The organism is Chitinophaga sp. HK235 (genome assembly GCF_018255755.1).
Lineage (GTDB): Bacteria > Bacteroidota > Bacteroidia > Chitinophagales > Chitinophagaceae > Chitinophaga.
Genome location: NZ_CP073766.1, coordinates 2,454,738 through 2,474,546 on the forward strand (window position 1 = coordinate 2,454,738; position 19,809 = coordinate 2,474,546).

A 19,809-nucleotide genomic window follows, 5' to 3' on the forward strand; every position below is an offset into this window, starting at 1 on the left:
CCTGTTTTTTTACCAAAGAAATCAGGAATTTTTTTCCATATCGATCAAAAGCAGCAGCAGTGCGATAAATGTGGCATCGGTATATACTTCCCGGATGCGTACGAGGGCATTGTGGATGGTATTATAGATGGTGCGGGGGGTGGCGGCTGTTTTCATTGCTATTTCTTCTATGCTCAGGTCTTCATAGAAGCGCATGCGGATAAATTCTTTCTGACGGCTGGTGAGCAGCGCCAGCATTTTTTCCAGTTTATTCTTCACCTGGGCATCGGTTTCCTGGCGTATCAGTACTGATTCATAAGGTAGCTCTTCCGGTTCGGGAAACAGCTGATTATCAGTAAGGGTAATTCCTTTCTGGTTTTTGGTGAGTATCTTATACAACTTCCTTTTAAAGCATATAAAAAGATATGCCTGGATATTTTCCGGCATGTCCAACTGATGGCGCTTCCGCCAGATGTCTACAAAGATGTCATTGATGGCTTCTTTAACGATACCTTTTTCCAGCACAACAGAGATCCCATAGTGGTAGAAGTTATCGTAAAGGTCGTGGTAAATCTTATACAGGCCCTGTTCATTGTCCTGCTGCATTTCATACCAGAAACCTGCATAATCTTTTTCACAATACCTGCCTGTGCTGGTATCAGTAGCGTGATGAGCGTTGAGCATACAACTGAGCGTTTTGGTTGGTCCGTCCAGGGAGCAAAAGTTGGTTAAGTATATCCGGCAGCAAATTAAGGGATTAGATTGAAAGAATTGTTTTTTAAAACAGGAAGCAGGCTCTTTTTTATGTTCAGGATATGACAAACCCCTCACCTGGATTTCGTATTTTTAATTTTACTATTTTTATCAAGCATTGGAAGTTTACCCAATACGGATCTTTGTTTTATCATCAATTGTCTTATTTTGAAAGCACCGTTATTATTCAGTGTGGCCGCTTCCCTGATGCTGCAGGGAGTACAGGCCCAGGACTCATCCGCTATCAAAGCGATCAATGCCAACAGTTTTGCGAAACATATACAGGTACTGGCATCCGATGCCTTTGAAGGTCGCAAACCTTTTACCCGGGGAGAAGACAGCACTATTCAATACCTGGCCCGCCAGTTTAAAGCACTGGGATTGAAACCCGGCAATGGCAACAGTTATTTTCAGGAAGTACCGATGGTATCCATTGCCTCCAAACCGGCCGGCAGTCTGGTTATCAAAGGTGCTGGCGGCGAGGTATCCTTACAATACCTCGATGATTATGTAGCAGCCACCCGCCGCGTGCAGGACCAGGTAAACATCAGCAATTCGGAACTGGTATTTGCCGGCTATGGTATTGTAGCTCCGGAATATGGACATAATGATTACGCAGGCCTCGACGTAAAAGGAAAAACCGTAATCGTGATGATCAACGATCCCGGCTTTGCAGACAATACCCTTTTCAAAGGCCGCACCATGACCTACTACGGCCGCTGGACCTATAAATTTGAAGAAGCATCCCGGCAGGGAGCTACCGGCGTTATCATTATCCATGAGACTGCTGCTGCCAGCTATCCCTGGAAAGTAGTGCGCAGCGGATGGTCCAACTCCAAACTGCACCTGCAGACAGCAGATAACAATATGTCCAGGACCGCGCTGGAAGGCTGGATCACGCAGGATGCCGCCAAAAAAATCTTCCAGCTCGCAGGCATCTCCCCGGATATCCTGGAAAAAGCCAGACAGAAAGACTTTAAGCCGGTTGATCTTCATCTGAAAACATCACTGGTCATCAACAATACCATCAAAAAATCCACCTCCCATAATGTGCTGGCCATACTTCCCGGTAACAAAAGACCGCAGGAATGTGTAGTGTTTTCCGCCCACTGGGACCATTTCGGGATTGGCGAACCAGTGAAAGGCGATTCTATTTACAACGGTGCGGTAGACAACGCTACCGGTACTGCCGGCCTGCTGGAACTGGCCACCGCCTTCAGCAGCCTCAAAACCAAACCGGCACGGTCTGTTCTGTTTATCTCCGTTACCGGCGAAGAACAGGGCCTGCTGGGCTCCGAATACTATGCCTCTCACCCGGTGTTTGCGCCTGAAAAAACCGTTGCCGATATCAACCTCGATGTACTCAATACTTTCGGTCGCACCAAAGACATCACCGTCATAGGCATGGGCCAGTCGGAACTGGATGAATATGCCCGTCGTGCTGCGGCCCTGCAAGGCCGCGTGACCGTACCGGAAGCCAACCCCGAAGGCGGCTGGTTTTTCCGCTCAGATCATTTTAACTTTGCTAAAAAGGGCATACCCGGTTTATACCTTGGCCCAGGCAATGATATTGTGGGTAAAGCTCCAGGCTCCGGCAAGGAAAAAACTGCGGAGTATAACCGTTTACGTTACCACTCCCCTGCTGATGAGTTCAACCCTGATACCTGGGTGATGGATGGCATGGTAGAAGATGTACGCCTCATGTTTAACGTAGGTTATACCCTCAGCAATGAAAGCACTTTCCCGCAATGGAAAAAAGGTTCTGAATTCAAGGCGTACCGAAAATAATTATATATACGCTGCAACATGGTCTTATTCGGATTAATCATGATAGGGTTGATATTGTTCCTTTCCATCGTGAACATGTTCTCCCGCCATAAACTTAGAAAGACAGCCGTCCCTGACAGCTACCAGGAACTGCTGCAGTCTCATGTGCGTTATTATCAGCAACTCAACGCCGCAGATAAATTACGCTTTGAGCAACAGGTACAACGTTTTCTCAAAAGGACCCATATTGAAGGGGTAGGAATACCGGTAGAACCGCTGGACCGTGTACTGGTAGCAGCCAGTGCGATCATTCCTATCTTTGGGTTTAAAAACTGGGAGTACTTCAATCTAACCAATGTGATCCTTTATCCGGACACCTTCGACAGCAGTTACCAGTACGAAGGCCACAACCGCAATATCCTCGGTATGGTCGGCAGCGGCGCCCTCAACGGACAGATGATACTGTCCCGTGCCGCCTTGCGGGAAGGATTCTCCAATACCACTGACAAAAGCAATACCGCCATCCACGAGTTTGTACACTTGCTTGACAAAGCAGACGGCTATGTTGATGGTATGCCTACCAAACTGCTGGAACACAGCTACAGTATCCCCTGGTTAAAGCTGGTACACCAGACCATCCAGGAAATGGCTGAAGGCCGCACGGATATCAATCCTTACGGTGCTACCAATCAAGCTGAGTTCTTTGCCGTCATCTCAGAATACTTTTTCGAACGGCCCGATCTGCTGGCAGAAAAACATCCGGAGCTGTATAAAATGCTGACGCATATATTTCAGCAGGACCCTGCCAAAGGAGCTTCATAAAGCAGGGGCTGACCAACTTAGCGATTGGTCAGCCCCTTTAATTTTTTATAATTGTTATCAGTTAATTCTGATCCTGGAGATCTGGCCGTCCAAGCCATTGTTAGGGATGTGGACCACCGTCACATACTCATCCTCATAGGTTCTTTCAAAACTCTGCACCACATACTCCGGGTTCGCTCTTTTCACCATTATTATACAGAAGTCATCGGCCGTAGATCCATCCGCGGAATCGTACATTTTAATCTTACAGCCTGGTCGTACTCCATATAATTTAGCAGATCTGATGGTATCATTATGGACTGGCTTGAAGTCCTGTCCTGGCACATCTTCTACTGTCTGAACGATGTTTTGTGTAGCATTGTTGCCTTCATAAAAAACAATAATTCCCATAAAATAAAGGTTTTCAGGTGAACAAATAATAATACTAGAGAAAATGGGTTATGATCCGGTGAGAATCCTAATCTGAGACTTCAGGATTACATGGATGTTCAGTAAATGCCAGTTCGTGATAACTGGCTCTTTTAAAGATAGTAGTTTTTTCAATTAAAAAGGGTGATCACATTATTGTATTTTGACAGTCACTACCATTTAACAGTGCTGTTCAGTGATGTCCTGTCCACCGTATTTTTATCTCCCTGCGAATTAATGATAATATAAAATACTGTCCGCCAGGTATATTGTAAGATACGATAGTTTTATGCGCCAAACCCTGATCAGTATTGGGTATATTTAAATTTCACAACGTTAAACTTTACTATTGAAAACCTCAAGCCAATGAAAGAGACCATTAGACTTATCCTAGTTGGAGTTGGCCCTCATTCCAAAAGAGTGTATCTGCCTGCTGTCACCGATCTGAAAAAGAGATACCCGGTTGAGATTTCCCTCGCTATCGATGTAAAGGCTGAAGCAGCCAATGTTGAACAGCATTTTGAAAAGAACGGATATCAGATTCCCACACTTTTTATCGATCCGTTCGGAGATAAGCTGCCAACCGCATTGAAGGCCACCCTCGATGATTTTGTAACAGCAAACAAGATCAATGCCGTGATCATTGCCACAGAGCCTACTGTTCACAAGGCTTATGCAGAATGGGCACTCGGCCTCGGACTGCATATCCTCATGGATAAACCGGTGACTACCCGCAACCATGCCATTTCAGACCTAGCCCATGCCCGGGGCATCCTGGATGATTACCAGCACCTGTTGAAGATGTACAACGAACTGCAACAACGTAAATCCACCGTATTTACGGTAAATGTTCAACGCCGCTACCATCCCGGTTTCCAGCTGGTGATGGAACGTATCCGCGAAGTAGCCGTTGCTACCAACTGTCCTGTCACCAATATCCAGTCTACCCATTGTGACGGCCAGTGGCGTCTTCCCTCAGAGATCGTCACACAGGATTATCATCCTTACAACAAAGGATATGGTAAAATATCCCATAGCGGTTATCATATCTTCGACATTGTCTGCCAGTTGTTCCGGGCGCCGGGCATCGCCTCCAAACTACCCGACAGCATGGAAGTAATATCTTCCATGGTGCAGCCGCGCGGCTTCCTTAAACAACTCACAGAAGCTGACTATATCAACTACTTCGATAAGGACTATGGTAATGTCAGGAAATACAGCCATAGCGAATTACAGGAGATCTACAGGGATTATGGCGAAATGGATGCCGCCATGATCATACGCCTGCTGAAAGAAGAAGAGAACATCGCCAACATCACCATCAATCTGTTGCACAACAGCTTTGCAAGAAGGAACTGGATCATGCCGGGCAGTGACCTCTATAAAGGCAATGGGCGTGTAAAACACGAATACCACCACATTCAGCAGGGCCCATTCCAGAACATACAGATACATTCCTATCAGGCTAAAGACAAACACCATCAGAACAACACTGAAGATTATCTGGTCGGCGGGAACAATCACTTCGATATCTATATCTTCCGCAACATCGGCGTGCTGGGCGGAGAAAAGCCATTGGAGGTCATCAACATGAAAGATATCGCTCATCAACATCATCTGGATGATTCCAAACTACTCACCGAACAATCGAAAACGGCCGTTGTAAAAGAGTTCCTGGACTTCATCCTTGGCAACACTCCCAAAACGCAACTGGTGTCCAACATCGACACCCATCTCGACAGCGTAAAAATGATGTCAGCGGCGTATATGGCACATGTGCAGCGGAAGGAATATTTACGGGTTTAGCATTTTTTTGATGCAGGAATTTTTTCTAAAATTCCTGCATCAAAAAATCAAATAAAAAACAAACTACATTTTATACAGGAATATATTTAATGCGATCAGCAGCCTGTCAATCCTGCCACATTAGTGGCAACTCATAAATTAGTAAGGTAAAATATTTTTCCTCTTTAATACAAATTCATATATTTGACACCATCACTCAGTTAGCCATCCTAACCAAATAAAAAACAAACACACAGTCGCAGGACCCATAATATTTATCACCTCTCAAAATAATCATTATGCACAGGCTACATTCCGAAGAGGCAGCCAATCTACCCGATTGTGGTGCTGACCCTATTGCATCCTTAAAAAACATGTTTATTGACAGGGTTCAGCGTCCCAGAGCGCTGGATGGACAATGCCCCGTGCGGCGTCCTGTATTTACCAAGGCGCATGGCAGCGCAAAGGCCACATTTGAAGTCCATCCTTCCGTACCACCGGAAGAACGTATCGGCGTATTTGCACATCCCAAACTGGATGCCTGGATACGTTTTTCCAGCGACACCAAGCCGGGGCTGGGTGATCTGAAATCCACCATCGGCATTGGTATCAAACTGTTTGATGTACCCGGTCCCAAACTGCTGGACGGAGAAGAAGATGCGCTGACCGCGGATTTTATCCTGCAAAACCATGATGTGTTTTTTGTGGATACCGCAAAAGACATGTGTGAGTTTACTTATGCCGGTGTGGTGCTGCATGACTATGACAGCTACCTGAATGATCATGAGGAAACCGCTAAAATACTGGATGAAATGGAAAAGGAAGTATTAAGTGTGGTAGGCATAGAATACTGGAGCTGCCTGCCTTACGCCTTTGGCAACAAGTATGTAAAATACAAGCTCCGTCCGCTGGAAATTACCGTACTGCCTCCTATACCACCAAACAACCCCAATTATCTTCGGGATGAATTAAAACAACGGCTGCTGAAAGGGCCGGTACGTTATGAGTTGTGTCTGCAGTTTCAGAAAGATGAGCAGAGTATGCCCATCAATCGGGCTACTGTAAGATGGGATGAAAAGGTATCTGTACCAAGACCATTTGCCACCATCACCCTTCATCAGCAGGACATTGACGACCCGGGCCAGATGGCTTATGCAGAAAACCTCTCCTACAATCCCTGGCACACATTGGCAGTACATCGTCCGGCAGGCTCCATTAGTGAGGCCCGCAAAGTAGTATACCAGGCAGGCGCAGCACAGCGGCGTCAACGCAACGGTATTCCGAACTGCGAACCAACAGTTGCACGTTAAAATCATTATTTACTTCCTCATATACTTTCTTCTATGGCTATACCCAACATGGTATCGGTGGCAATATACCCACCTTTAGGCATTGCCCGTATCGGCAATTCAGATGAACATTACTTCTCTTCCGATCTTCCCGGCAAAGCGCCGGAGGCACAAGGCGGTTATAAAGACCAGCAAGGGCGCATCAAAAAACAGGTGGCCCGTTTCCGGATATACGCACTGGACAAAGACGGGAAACCTATCCAGGAAGTTACGGTCGATCCATACACCGCTATTGAATGGCGCGTAAATCTGGCCAACCGGAAAGCAGGATGGTATAATTTTGAAAACGCCCTCGACTTACCACCCGGACAACCTATCACACCAGTGCACAGGAATCTCAAGGCACCAGAACGGAACCAATTAAACATCGTTCCCAGTCCGCAAGTAATCACCGGCATAAAACAAGGCCCCAAAAGTTTTGATGATGGCCAGTTTTATGGAAAAAAAGTACCGCTGGGCGCGATCAAAACAGATGAAGCCGGCAGACTGCTGGTATTTGGCGCAGACGGTAACTCCGCTTCCTTCGATGGTTCAAAACCATACACCTTCGCCAACAACGATGGCTGGCATGATGATGTGGCGGATGGTACCATACATGCCACGGTAACAATCGAAGGCAAGGCTTATCCCGCCAAACCTGCCATGGTGGCCATAACACCACCCAATTATGCACAAGGGCTTTTTCCGGTAGTCAGTATGTACGATGTTGTGGAAGATCTGTTTGCCCGCAACAACTGGATCACACCTCCTTCACAGGTTGTTTTCTGGGACCATATCTATCCTATCCTGGAATACACCGTGCAAACACAATGGGTCAATCATGGCTTTTATATGCTCTTCGGGCAAAACTCACCCAGCGACTTTACAGCGGAAGCAATATTAAAACGGCTGCAGGACCCAAATCCCGACAACAAACCTCACCGGCAGCGGGTATTCCAATGGTACCGTTCTCCAGACATCACTCAGTACGAACCCGTAAAGATCCCTCCTTTTTATGGAGATGCTTTTGGAGAAGACCATTCGGTACCGCCACCCAATCTGGACCTCCCGCTTACCGCCCTGCAATATTCCAGGATGCAACAATGGGCGGAAGGTAACTTTGTGACAGGTACCCGTAACGACAAAACATTCGATCAGCTAACTCCGCTGGAACAAACCAAAGCGCTCGAAAAAGCGCCACTGGAAGAATGTTTGGGCGGCCCTTTTCATCCGGGCATAGAAATCACCTGGCCTTTCAGGAATCTTATTTTCTGGGAAAGTGCTTTCCGCATCAAACAGCTGCCAGAAAACCAGGAACCGGCTGATGACTACGGGCCGCAGCTTACGCCGGAAATCGCACTGGGACCACAAGGTCCGCTGAATGGAAGTGGCCCGGGTTCATTAACCCGCTGGCTGGGCGTTCCATGGCAAACAGATGAAGCCAGTTGCCTGGCAGGTTATGATACCTCCACCTATCTGGTCCTTCCCTCCTTCTGGGCTGCACGGGTTCCCAATGAAATACTGTCTGCTGATGCATTTTCCAGGCTAGCAGACCATACGGTAAACCTTCCACAGCGGCTTAAACACCTGGATTACCGACAGAACTGGTTGCGGGACCTCGGCTCACAATACCTGAATAAAATCAACAACATGGTACACAACTGGCATCATCTCGGCATTGCCACAGAAGTGACCCTGCAGGAAGAAAGCCGCAATCCGGCCCTCCCGGTAAGGTTGTGGGTGGAAACAGGAAGGGGTGGATTTACCTCTACAGATGCGAGTTTTGAGCAAGTCAAAATCGCCGAATTTGCTTCCGCGCCTTTGCTGCAACGCACACAGGAACAGCTGGCGGCTATTTCCGGGGTACTGGCATCCAAGGAAAAATTACGTATACGCAAACCTTTCAGAAGAGACGAAATGTAGAATGGATCATATACCTGTATTAATTGCTGGTGGCGGCCCTGCGGGAGCCGCCACTGCTTTAAGCCTCGCAGCCAGGAAAATTCCCTGCATCATCGCAGAAGCTTCTCCTTCACCACAAGACAAAGCAGGAGAAACAATTCCAGCTAATGCAGCCCCCCTGCTACGCAAACTGGGCATAATGGGTTTACTGGAAGAACCAGCACATCTTCCTTGCTATGGCAACCGCTTTATATGGGGAAGGGAACAGCCTGCCGATAAACTGTATTTCTTCCATATACACCAGCAGGGATGGCATCTTGACCGCCGTATATTCGAACAACAATTACAGGCAAAAGTAACGGCAACGGGTACACGATACCTCAATGGCTGGCGCGTTACGCATTGTAACCCTGATGATGGCCAATGGACCGTCAGCCTGAAAAACGATAACAATGACACCCGGATGATCTCCTGCGACTTTATTGCAGATGCTACCGGAAAAAGCTGCCGGATAGCCAGAATGCTGGGAAGCACCAGACATCATGCAGACAAACTGGTGGGGATCAGCACCTGTTATCAGTTGACCGGCGTGCTGCCTCAGTATACTTTTATTGAAGCTGTACAGCATGGCTGGTGGTATGCCGCTTTACTATCCGGCCAGCGGCTGATGACTACTTTTATGACTGATGCGGACCTGTTGGGGCCGGAGGTACGGCACCCGCAGGGCTACCTTGACAGCCTGCGACAAACAGGGCTTATTGCCCCGCTCCTATCTAACGTCAACGTATGTACTGAAAGCGAACCTTCTGTATTTACTGCCGCCAGTGGTTATTTAAGCGCCTGTTATGGGCAGCGCTGGCTGGCGGTTGGCGATGCTGCATTTTCCTATGATCCTATCTCATCCTATGGCATCACGTCTGCACTGGAGGGTGGCTTCTACGCCGGCCATGCTATAGCAGACACGCTGGCAGGTAACAGAGATGCTTTACCGGCATATGACTGGCTCATCACGCAGGCATTCACCCGTTATACAACCATGCATCAACATCAATACCAACAAGAGCAAAGGTGGCCGCAACAGCCATTCTGGCAAAGGAGGCATTCACTAATTCCTGCGTAAACCGATATGATAATACAACCCTATCTGAAAACCAATCCAAAGGCGGTTGTTCCGTGACTCATCCGGCGAATAACTATTGCTGATCGTATAAAGAGGCTTAAAGTATTTCACACCTTTCAGCGCAACGTCTTCCGCTTTATTCAGTGGCATCGGCATGTCCCGGTTAAAATATTCCGTCTGCAAACTGTTGAGGGAGATACCAGCCTGTAGCCTGAAGTGATCTCCTAAACGGCGTTCCGCATTTAATGACAGCTTGAGTAACTGCATTTTTATTGACTTGGGCCACCCCAAAGAATCATAGGGAAAGACCATTCCATTCATGGTGGTGCCCTGCAGATGCAGGCGCCAGTCTTCCGCCAACCTGACGGAAGTGCCCAAACCATAACGAAATCCTGAAGTAGTGAAGTTTGAGCTCCAGGAAGCGGTGACGTATAAAAAGGGCATCCCGGCCTGCAGGCCCGGATTGGCATAAAATGATTCATCCACTGTAAAACCGACATTGATAAAAGGTATCAACCCTTCTTTCACTGCTTCCCCATCCGTAGTGCGGGGAAAAGAGCGGGTATTGCGTTTGAACAGATTACTCAGAAAAGAGTCATGTGATTTGCCGGCTTTTGTTGTTTGTTTATTTCGTGTAACCGTTGATGTTGGATGATTGTTTTTGGTAGATGTTTGCTGCTTTTGCTGTTGTTGCTGTAACTCTTGCTGGTGTTGCTGTTGCAGTTGCTGTAACTGTTGCTGGTGTTGCAATTGTAGTTGCTGTTGCTGTTGTAATGAATCCAGCTCTTTATAGAGACCCGGTAATCTGATAGCGCCCAAGCTCCACTCCTTTTTATCCGCAGCAGTCATCCAGGAAGCCCGATACCGTAAACTGGTATCCCTACGGAACCTGGGCCATTCTATGGTACCCAGTCCCCATCCCCATCCGCCGTTATCTGCTGTGTGCGTTTTCAAAGACAGGTTCAACAAACCGGTGTCCTTCCGGTATTTCACGGTATCTGCTGTATGTCTTTCCAAAGACAGATTCAGCAAACCGGTGTCCTTCCGGTATTTCACGGTATCTGCTGTATGTCTTTCCAAAGACAGATTCAGTAAACCGGTGTCCTTCGGGGGCTTTACGGTATCTCTTACCACAAATACGGAGTCTATGCCCCTGGCCGGAGCGATGTTGTATATAAGTGATGGTGAAGCTACGGAGGGTGGTGATAAGGGTTTCAGGGCGGGTATAGCTTTTACAGCCGGAACAGAAGCAGGTGTTTTAGTGATTACTTCTTTTTTGGGAGGAGAAGACTCCTTTACCGGTGACGCATCTACGAAAATGATATGTCCACCCAGCAGGCGGTAACTGATACCGGTATGTTGCCGGATATCCTCCAGTAATATGGACAGGGGTTGTACTTTCTTCTGCACATGGATCAGCATGGAAGGGGAAAACTTGCGGGTATTCAGAGAAAATCGGGCACCGGTTTGTTTGCTGACCAGTTGCAACAAAGCATCCAGGCGGATTTCGCTGGTTCCCACTGTAATATTCTGCCGGATATTAACGGCAGCCTGCTGTGCACTGCCTTCCGATATTATTCCCAACAGCAGCAAAACTATCGCTGTGAACCACTGCCGGCCTTTAATTACAGCCGGCGCCGCTGACAAACACCTTGTCCTTTTCAAATCTGCAAGTAACATTCAATGTAACGGATATAACGTCAAAAACGTATTCTATAGGTTTGTTTTCAAATGAGCTGCTCATGGTACAGTTTTCCAGGGCTTTGTTTTCCAGTATCACTTTGATACCATAAGCCTTTTCCAGCTGGGCTACAATTTCTTTCAGGGTGATGTTTTCAAAGTTAAAGATCCGGGTGGCATACCCCATCTGATTTCCGTTGAACGATCCTCCTGTAAGCCCCAGTTCCTTACCGGCAATGTTGTAAATCCCTTCCTGGCCTGCTTTGACAAGTATACTGCTATCTCCTCTCGACATCCTGACAACACCACTTTTCACCATCACTGATATCTTCTCCTCCGATTGCCTTACATTAAAAGCTGTTCCCAGTACCTGCACCCGAACGTCCCCTACCGCTACAATAAACGGTTTATCGGGATGTGAAGTTACATCAAACCAGGCTTCACCAGACAAATTAACCATCCGGACGGTATCCGTAAACCCAAGAGCATAGCGGATAATAGAATGGCTGTTTAATACTACCAGCGAATTGTCCGGCAGGGTATCACGGAGTATATCCGTGACCGTTTGCCTTGATACCAGCGCGATGGCAGTCTTCTCCGGCTGTCGGCGGAGCTGCAGCATCAGGATGGCAGCCACGCCCACCAGTAATGCCAGGCCGGCAGCTATTTTAAGTACCGGAAATGATCTTTTCACAACCGGTGGATTCCATTTGTGCTTTAGCTCCCGTAAAGCGGTTTCCTTGTCGGGCAGCTGATAACGTTGCTGCAATACAGCACTATCCCACAAGGCCGCCACCTGGTCATAAACCTCCCGGTTGTCCTGGTGGGTCCGTATCCAGTCATCGACAGCGATGGCTTCTTCCGGTGTAGCTTCTCCGGAAAAATATCTACCTAACAGCTCATATGGCAGGGTTTCAGCATTGCTCATGATAAAAAAATTATGACTTTAAAAACAGCCAGGCTAACAGTATCATCATTATATCAAAAAGTTTGGCCCTCAATATCTTCAATGCCTTTCCCATCTGTACTTCCACCGTTTTAACAGACAGTCCCATATCGGCGGCTATTTCAGCATATTTCAATCCTTCAAACCTGCTTTTGCTGAAGATAAGTTTACATTGAGGAGACAGCGCTTCGATATGCTCCATAATTTTACGGTGCGTTTCCTTGCTGACCAGTTCATTACGATGTTCGTATACCGGCTGGTGATAAGCCACGTAACTGTCTTTCACCTTCTGGTGCCGCTTAATGTTAAGGCAGTAATGATATACGGCTGTATACAGATACGACTTTACCGACTGTTGTTCATCTATCTCCTTTCTTTTCTCCCATAACTTCAGAAAAACGGCCTGCACAGCATCTTTGGCATCGTCGTTGTCCTTCAGAATTGTAAAGGCATAACGATGCAGCCCTTCGAAGTAGGTTTGAAAATATTCTTCCACCAGTTTATCCTGGTCTTTAGCTTTGCCAAAATATATGTTCACTCGTTAGCTGCTTACCGTGATTATTTCAATAGCTCCCCATAACAATACACCTCACATTTAAAACACCCTTATATCGGCGCCAAAAATAATTTATTTCTTTTTCCATAAGGGAAAAATCTCTCGAGTGTGTATTAAAGCAAAACCAAGGATACCATGAACAAAAAACTTTTCATCGCCCTGATATTACTGTTCGCCGTAGCTGCCTGTAAAAAAAATGATGATGTCCACAAACCCGGGCCCGGCGAAGGGCCATCCAAACCAACGCCGACTACACCGGGTACTCCGGGTACCCCAGGAAACCCTAACCTGCCTGGTACGCTGTACGATTACGTTGGTACCCGTAACAACATGCCACCTTATATACAGGCGTTCCTGGCCTCCCGGTCGGAGCTGGATGTTACCCCTGCCGGCAACCCAATCACCAATGCCGGCGCCACTTTAGGCAGGGTATTATTTTACGACAAAGTCCTTTCTGTCAACAACACCCGTTCCTGTGGCTCTTGCCACCACCAGGACAAGGCTTTCACCGATGGCGTAGCCCAGTCCTCCGGCTTTGACAACGGCGTCACCCGCCGCAACAGCATGCCTGTTGTCAACATGCGCTTCTCTGGTACCAAAGCCATGTTCTGGGACATGCGGGCAGCCGACCTGGAAACACAAACGTTGATGCCTGTACTCGATCATATTGAAATGGGCATGCCCTCACTAACCGCGCTGGAATCAAAGCTTGGCGGTATCTCCTATTACCCTGCCCTGTTTAAGGCTGCTTTCGGCAGTGAGGCCGTTACCTCCGCCAGGATTGCCAATGCCTTATCACAGTTTATACGCAGTATCGTCTCCTTCCGCTCTAAATACGATGAAGGTATCGCCAGCAATTTCAGCAACTTCAGTGCAGCAGAGAAAAACGGTCTGCGCCTTTTACAGGTCAACTTCTGCACTGAATGCCACAGCGACTTTTCTACCGCCAATGCCGGGAAAATACCATCTTTCCTACCCGTGGATAATACCGGTATCAATACAGGCTTCGGTTCCAACAACGGCCTGGAAACCGACTACGCCGACAAAGGCATCGGGGAAATCACCCACAAGCCCACCGACCAGGGCACCTTTAAAATTCCAAGCCTGCGTAATGTGGCACTCACTGCACCGTATATGCATGACGGCCGTTTTGCCACGCTGGAAGAAGTATTGAATCATTATGCGTCGGGGATCAAACAAAATCCGAATATAGGGATACAGCTTATGGCAGCTAAACCCGGCGTTCCGTTATCTGTACAAGATAAGAGTGATATCATCGCTTTTCTGCATACACTGACAGATCAGCAGCTGATCAAAGATCCGAAATATGCGGATCCGTTTAAATGAGTTATCTGACAAAAAAGACGAGGCTATGAAGAAAACCTCATAGCCTCGTCTCTTAAAATATTAGCGCTACCAATAGCACAATTGTCACTATCACCTAAACTATCGGATTCTATCCAGATCCTTATTGTCTGCCAATTCCAGATAACAATTCTTATTGGCAAAGTACAACCTCCCATCTTCCCTGTTTAAAAAACTTATCGGGCCTTTTGCACCTGTACAAGTTGAACACAGGTTATACTTTAATACTGTTCCATCATCAAGCGTAACTAAATAACTACTTTTTCCAAGTTCCTTTATGTTCAGCGCCAGGTCGTCGTCAGGTATATACTGCTGATTGGCTTTAATGGAAACAGTGGGATACGAAACAAATTTCAGCCCTCTGTATATATTGGTTCCATTATAATTTTCCAAAGCGGCAAACATAAAAATAGTATCCTTCCCATTTGCCAGGTAAAGGTGTCTATCTCCGGATTTACGCAATACGGTACAACCTTTAAAATTAAAATTACGTTCACCGTTTCGCAATTCCATGTTTTCAAAGAAAAACGTATCTATTGTTGGCCGGTTACCAACGTAGTGATATTTTACTCTTTGGATATGAGGATACCTGACACCTTTATATATAAGAGGACCCACATGTTCCATCCAGACGTATACCGGAAGTCCATCCTCACCAACATTCTTCAATGTTGCTGAATTTGATACTCCTGCCGGTCTTTTAACAGTATCGGCACTTTTGTCCGATTTAGATTCCTGCTGCTTTAATGTATCCATACAACTTACATTCATCAGGAAGGAAGCAAACAAAGTGACTACAATTATATGGAGCATCATCGCTTTCATAGAACATTTATGGTATCTGAATTCTTTTAACATCATACTCATCCTCAATATCTTTAATATTCCCTATTCCATACAAGGTATTAAAGTTCCAGTCAACACCGCCAGCATCACCAACGGCCCGGGCAAATTTAGCACAATAGGTAGCTTTTTCGCAATAATCATATCCACCTGCGTACCCACCAAAGGGAATATATCCTTCACTTTCAGCCCCCCGTGCATAACGCAACATTGCCTGATAATCCAGCCCCCTGGCAAGTGCACCTACAATCCTCCCATATCCCTTGAATACATCGGAATTATATAATTTCTTCAGAAGAATTGTAACATTTTCATTGTCTGCTTTCTTAAAATCCCAATTGGTCAAAGCTAATTTTTTGTAGTGTTTGCTGGAGCGGACTGCACCTTCATCTTTTCCTCTGACTTTATCTCCCAGATCAGGTCTATCATACCGACCAAAATCAAAATAGCTCGTTTTACCTTCACTATTAATCAATATAACACCTGCATGTCCACCGTCCACCTTGCCATCTCCGTCACTAAAAACTCTATCAACCCATCGAAAAAATCCCTGATTAGTAGGAATATCAGGTTTGGCATCCGGGAATGCCACAAAAACAGCCATTCCATTTTTCTCGATCGCTCCTTCTGACTCCATAGACTTCTTTACAACTTCCCACCCAACTTCTTCTCCATTCTCATCTTCATAGCGACCTGTTTTCCAATTATAGGTATAGGGTGCCATTCCTTCAGGGTCCAGGAATCTTATTGGATTATCGAAACTATAACTATAGGGAGACCATCTCCGCATTTTATCTGCTTTGGGATCTACATGCCACCAACGACCAGTTTGCTGATCATACATTCTTGCACTAAAATCATAAATCTCCAATCCGCTTCCATCACTAAACTCACGCTCCTGTAGTTCCTTACCATTATACTTCATCCGGTTGGCTGGATACGACAGCCCTTTATAGGCGGATGAGGATATCCCGCTCATCGTCAGCCCAAAAGGATAGTAATGAGTTTCTTCCAGCAATGGTCCTCTCACATGTGTCACCTGAAGATTGTCAAAATACACATTGATATTCGGGGTTTCGTTACTGGTATAAATGTACAAATAGCCGTTCTTAGTAATGGGCATATCTGTTTTCAGGTGTGTTTTAAATTCACCGTCGGCACCCACCTGTTCCATGCCACTTCCATTATCTACAAGATTAAAGTGTTCATCAAACAATACCCAGGACACATAAGCCTTGGCCCTGACAGGATTATAACTTCTGTTATTCAGAAAGGACTGTATGCTGTTACCTAAAGTACCTCCTGTTTGCAAGTCTACTGAAGCCACTTTGCCACTAAGTCCACTGATACCATCACTCATTGCCACCAGCAGATTACTCAACGGATTAACAGGGGTTCCCGGTGTATTTCCGCCTGATTGCCACCAACTGCTTACCCGTAGATGGAAACGATCTCCTGCCATTACCTTTAAAGTGATAGATGGACCTATTTTATTTCCATCTCCGTTTAGCCGTGCTACATAGTCGTTAGGACTGGTATAATTATCCGCGGGATATCCTGTAGGTTTGGCTGTCCTGGTCTGGTCAATATTTGCATATAAGGCATTTTCGACTGCGGCTTTGCCTGGCTCCATAGTCGCTGCCGGATAAAGATCTGTCTGCTGCTCATCAGTAAGCACCACTCTCGTATTTCCGATATGATCTTTTACGAAGTAATCATAAGCCCAGGCACCAGTGCTTGCATTGTAACGAATACGCCCTTCCTCCTGCCCCATCGTTGACAGTACGTTGTCTTTATACTCTATTCCACCAATATAAGTGCTGGTTGAATTTTTTTCTACATTACCATTTGCCGCAGAGGCCAGTTCGTGCACTCGTTTTTCCAGCTTATTACCAAGTGCATCGTAAATAAAAGTGACATCACCTTTATTGGGGAAAGTAGTTTTGTATGGGAGATTTAAAAGATTATACCGAATGGAGCCGATTCCCTTATTGTTATCTTTAGTGAGATTACCATTAGGATCATAATCATAGTCATCATCTGTCCTGTTCCTATCTGTAAAATCTCCGAGCTTAAAGTCTTTTGTCCCTATGGAAGGGGCTTCTGTGACTGAAGAAAGCTTATTTGCCAGCTGATTGGTCTGATAACGGTATTGCATATCATCAACAATACTGCTGCCTCCTGCAGGTAACATTCCCCATTGCTGCATCGCTTTTATATTACCATTTTCGTCATAGGCGGTAGCAGGATTGAGACCATCTCCTATTTTCATACTGAAATTTACGGTACTATTCCCCCAATCGCCATTGGCAAATTGTGTAAAATCTCCTTTCAACAGCCTTCCGGAATAATCATAACCATACCCATAAGCACGTTGTTCGCCATCACCTGCACTTTTCCACCTGACACCCGCTATATTTCCATTGAGTTGATTACTACTGAAGCCCCAATCATAGCTGATATCCATACCAAAATAGTGGCCGGTGCCATTAGCACTCACATATCCTGTATTAATCCCTTTTAGCCAGCCTCTTATATTGGAAGTATAGTCGAGGGTTTCAATAGCTGTTGTAGTCAGATTTCCATTTGCGTCCTTTTTCTGGCCTAATTGTTTAAGCTTCAACTGTCCCAGGCTGTTATATTCATTTCTGGCTACCATACGTTCTGTAGCAACATCATCGTTCAACATCTTCTTCACTGTTATCAGTTTACCTGTGGCATCATATAAAAAAGACGTTTTTACCCGAACGGCCGATTGCCCGGAGGAAGGATTACGGAAGACATTGTAGGTGCATACCAGGCTACCAGAAAAATTATATCGTTGTGTTCTTATATCAATCCCACCTTTATAATTATCTGCCTGTTCCTGTATCAGTCTTCCCTTCTGGTCATAATAATCCACCCGTTCCAGCCATGCACCTGTACCAGGGTTATCAGGATCTTCCAGCACTCTTACCCTTACACCCGTTACCTGCCCGTTTACTGCATAACAAGGGTTATCCGGTAACTCATCTGCATAGTTGTTACCTCCCTTATCCAGTTTCGATTTATCCGTGGTTGTATAATTTTTATCGGATGGGGCCCAGTCGTAATTATCATAATAGGTAAATGTCAGGGCTGTGAATATTGCACCCGGTGGAACCGGGTTATTAAGCACTGTTACTGTGCTATTAACAGGACGTGGGGTAGCCGGAACTATTTCTGCAGCAAAGTCGGCATTGATCTCTGATTCAAAACCAACTTCAAATCCAATACTATTGGATGCCTGATAACCGGGCTGCCCAATCTGGCGCTCCCTTATCTGTAAGTCTGATGGAATATCAGATACACGGGCACCAGCATCACTCACTGTTCCGGATGCATTGCCACCTGTACTGGCATCTGTATATTGCTGTAAGGTCTGACGGGTACCGCTATAAGTGGTAATACCTGTAGATACTGGTCTGTTGAGATGATCATAGAGGGTCGTCTTCCACCAGTTTTTTGTACACATATTTCCTTCCTGAGTGAATACCAACCTATCCCGTTGATCATATACTAAATATATCCATTCCGCTCCCGGTACTTTTTTCCCGATCATACGTCCTCTGTTATCATATTCATAACGAAAACAAAGTTCCGCAAGGATATCTGCTGACAGTATCCAATTACCTGCAGACAACATCGTTGCTACTGCTTTGGGAGGAATCACCACTCTCAGCTGATTCAGTCTGTCATAGATATAAAGGGTTGTCAGCCAACCATTGTAGGCGCCAGACGTAGTTGCACTTACCTGTACCTTCTTTGCTACTACCCGGCTCTCTTTATCGGTAAAAGTAATAACCGCACTTCCATCTTCTGTGATCACCGTATTTTTTATCAGCGTACCCGCAGCATAATTAGCTCCTGCTACCGGAGTATTTTCCGTACCATTAACAAATTCCTGGAACCCAATGCTCCATACCGGCAGTTGGTCTGCAGCAGTATTAATATCATAGCTATTTTGCACACCATTATTATTGCCCACCCAGCTGTTACCTGGCGACATTGTCTTCACCACTCTGTTTAATGGCGACGGCTCAAATACCTGTTGTCCATAATAATATTGTTCATTTTTAAGCCCTGGCTCGTTGAGCTGAAAGTTGTTATAAAAGTTTTTTTGCGCAGAAAATGGAGCCAGCTTGAAATTGCCTCCGGTGACATCGCTTTCATAGGCAAGATGCTGGTATATCTCCCTGCTCCATGCATCGTATTCCTGTTGTTCCACCAGGTCCTTTCCATTACCGGAGGCCTGCCAGGAAACCCTTTGCAGTGGCTTACCCAGCCCATCTACATACTGTGTGACCCGCTTGGCATCTCCGGACGACGTCACACCAGTCACGGATGCTTCAGTAGCCAATGGGCGTTGTGGCGCCCATGTCCGGATATAATTTAACTCCACACCACTGGCATAGTCAGTGCCGGTATGAATGGGTGCTGTGCCGGCAGGAACAGTGGTAATAGCCGAGGGCTTGTTCTGCGCGTTTGCACCTATACTGAACAAAAAGAGTATACTTATGATAAATGTAATACGCAT

Annotated in this window: 14 protein-coding genes; 7 read left to right on the top strand and 7 right to left on the bottom strand. The window is 46.2% G+C overall.

Going from position 1 to position 19,809, the window contains the following annotated elements; all coding sequences use genetic code 11:
* Window positions 1-21: 21 nt before the first annotated feature.
* Window positions 22-663 carry an RNA polymerase sigma factor gene (locus tag KD145_RS08185; RefSeq protein WP_212005410.1) on the bottom strand — a complete coding sequence of 214 codons (642 nt, stop codon included), beginning with the start codon at window positions 661-663 and terminating at the stop codon, window positions 22-24.
* Between the two features lie 237 nt (window positions 664-900).
* Between KD145_RS08185 and KD145_RS08190 the strand changes: the two genes are divergently transcribed.
* Complete coding sequence (locus tag KD145_RS08190) at window positions 901-2,520, top strand: M28 family metallopeptidase (protein ID WP_249219764.1); 1,620 nt, start codon at window positions 901-903, stop codon at window positions 2,518-2,520.
* Window positions 2,521-2,559: 39 nt separating this feature from the next.
* Window positions 2,560-3,321, top strand: coding sequence for a zinc-dependent peptidase (locus tag KD145_RS08195; protein ID WP_212005411.1), 762 nt, complete (start codon window positions 2,560-2,562; stop codon window positions 3,319-3,321).
* A gap of 57 nt (window positions 3,322-3,378) precedes the next feature.
* Here KD145_RS08195 and KD145_RS08200 read toward each other — a convergent pair whose 3' ends face one another.
* Window positions 3,379-3,711, bottom strand: a complete 333-nt coding sequence (locus KD145_RS08200) for a hypothetical protein (protein ID WP_212005412.1) — start codon at window positions 3,709-3,711, stop codon at window positions 3,379-3,381.
* 384 nt (window positions 3,712-4,095) lie between these two features.
* Here KD145_RS08200 and KD145_RS08205 point away from each other — a divergent pair, with 384 nt between their 5' ends.
* From KD145_RS08205 to KD145_RS08220, 4 genes are all read left to right on the top strand, one after another.
* Window positions 4,096-5,535: a Gfo/Idh/MocA family protein gene (locus KD145_RS08205; protein ID WP_212005413.1), complete on the top strand. Its 1,440-nt coding sequence runs from the start codon at window positions 4,096-4,098 to the stop codon at window positions 5,533-5,535.
* 278 nt (window positions 5,536-5,813) lie between these two features.
* A complete protein-coding gene (locus KD145_RS08210) occupies window positions 5,814-6,824 on the top strand; it encodes a hypothetical protein (protein WP_212005414.1) in 1,011 nt (336 codons plus the stop codon).
* A gap of 33 nt (window positions 6,825-6,857) precedes the next feature.
* Window positions 6,858-8,765 carry a LodA/GoxA family CTQ-dependent oxidase gene (locus KD145_RS08215; protein ID WP_212005415.1) on the top strand — a complete coding sequence of 636 codons (1,908 nt, stop codon included), beginning with the start codon at window positions 6,858-6,860 and terminating at the stop codon, window positions 8,763-8,765.
* A 1-nt stretch (window position 8,766) separates the two neighbouring features.
* A complete protein-coding gene (locus KD145_RS08220) occupies window positions 8,767-9,864 on the top strand; it encodes a tryptophan 7-halogenase (protein WP_212005416.1) in 1,098 nt (365 codons plus the stop codon).
* Here KD145_RS08220 and KD145_RS08225 read toward each other — a convergent pair.
* From KD145_RS08225 to KD145_RS08235, 3 genes are read right to left on the bottom strand one after another with little or no spacing between them, the layout of a single operon-like run.
* Window positions 9,850-11,448: a hypothetical protein gene (locus KD145_RS08225; protein WP_212005417.1), complete on the bottom strand. Its 1,599-nt coding sequence runs from the start codon at window positions 11,446-11,448 to the stop codon at window positions 9,850-9,852. The two genes, KD145_RS08220 and KD145_RS08225, sit on opposite strands and share 15 nt — an antisense overlap.
* Window positions 11,449-11,485: 37 nt before the next feature.
* Entirely contained in the window at window positions 11,486-12,472 is a 987-nt protein-coding gene (locus KD145_RS08230) for a FecR family protein (protein WP_212005418.1), read from the bottom strand.
* A gap of 10 nt (window positions 12,473-12,482) precedes the next feature.
* On the bottom strand, window positions 12,483-13,028 hold the full coding sequence (locus KD145_RS08235) for an RNA polymerase sigma-70 factor (RefSeq protein ID WP_212005419.1): 546 nt from the start codon (window positions 13,026-13,028) through the stop codon (window positions 12,483-12,485).
* A gap of 153 nt (window positions 13,029-13,181) precedes the next feature.
* On the opposite strand from KD145_RS08235, the gene KD145_RS08240 reads away from it, so the two are divergent.
* Complete coding sequence (locus KD145_RS08240; RefSeq protein WP_212005420.1) at window positions 13,182-14,393, top strand: cytochrome-c peroxidase; 1,212 nt, start codon at window positions 13,182-13,184, stop codon at window positions 14,391-14,393.
* A 99-nt stretch (window positions 14,394-14,492) separates the two neighbouring features.
* Here the strand turns inward: KD145_RS08240 and KD145_RS08245 are convergent, their stop codons facing one another.
* Both KD145_RS08245 and KD145_RS08250 read right to left on the bottom strand, forming a co-directional pair.
* Window positions 14,493-15,167, bottom strand: a complete 675-nt coding sequence (locus KD145_RS08245; RefSeq protein WP_212005421.1) for a hypothetical protein — start codon at window positions 15,165-15,167, stop codon at window positions 14,493-14,495.
* Window positions 15,168-15,243: 76 nt separating this feature from the next.
* Entirely contained in the window at window positions 15,244-19,809 is a 4,566-nt protein-coding gene (locus KD145_RS08250; RefSeq protein ID WP_212005422.1) for a DUF6695 family protein, read from the bottom strand.

What these genes read in the sequence shown, in the direction of transcription:
- KD145_RS08250 (WP_212005422.1), bottom strand. Translation starts at nt 19,809, where the DNA reads ATGCGTATTACATTTATCATAAGTATACTCTTTTTGTTCAGTATAGGT.
- KD145_RS08245 (WP_212005421.1), bottom strand. Translation starts at nt 15,167, where the DNA reads ATGGATACATTAAAGCAGCAGGAATCTAAATCGGACAAAAGTGCCGAT.
- KD145_RS08210 (WP_212005414.1), top strand. Translation starts at nt 5,814, where the DNA reads ATGCACAGGCTACATTCCGAAGAGGCAGCCAATCTACCCGATTGTGGT.
- KD145_RS08240 (WP_212005420.1), top strand. Translation starts at nt 13,182, where the DNA reads ATGAACAAAAAACTTTTCATCGCCCTGATATTACTGTTCGCCGTAGCT.
- KD145_RS08195 (WP_212005411.1), top strand. Translation starts at nt 2,560, where the DNA reads ATGATAGGGTTGATATTGTTCCTTTCCATCGTGAACATGTTCTCCCGC.
- KD145_RS08230 (WP_212005418.1), bottom strand. Translation starts at nt 12,472, where the DNA reads ATGAGCAATGCTGAAACCCTGCCATATGAGCTGTTAGGTAGATATTTT.
- KD145_RS08200 (WP_212005412.1), bottom strand. Translation starts at nt 3,711, where the DNA reads ATGGGAATTATTGTTTTTTATGAAGGCAACAATGCTACACAAAACATC.
- KD145_RS08215 (WP_212005415.1), top strand. Translation starts at nt 6,858, where the DNA reads ATGGCTATACCCAACATGGTATCGGTGGCAATATACCCACCTTTAGGC.
- KD145_RS08220 (WP_212005416.1), top strand. Translation starts at nt 8,767, where the DNA reads ATGGATCATATACCTGTATTAATTGCTGGTGGCGGCCCTGCGGGAGCC.
- KD145_RS08205 (WP_212005413.1), top strand. Translation starts at nt 4,096, where the DNA reads ATGAAAGAGACCATTAGACTTATCCTAGTTGGAGTTGGCCCTCATTCC.
- KD145_RS08185 (WP_212005410.1), bottom strand. Translation starts at nt 663, where the DNA reads ATGCTCAACGCTCATCACGCTACTGATACCAGCACAGGCAGGTATTGT.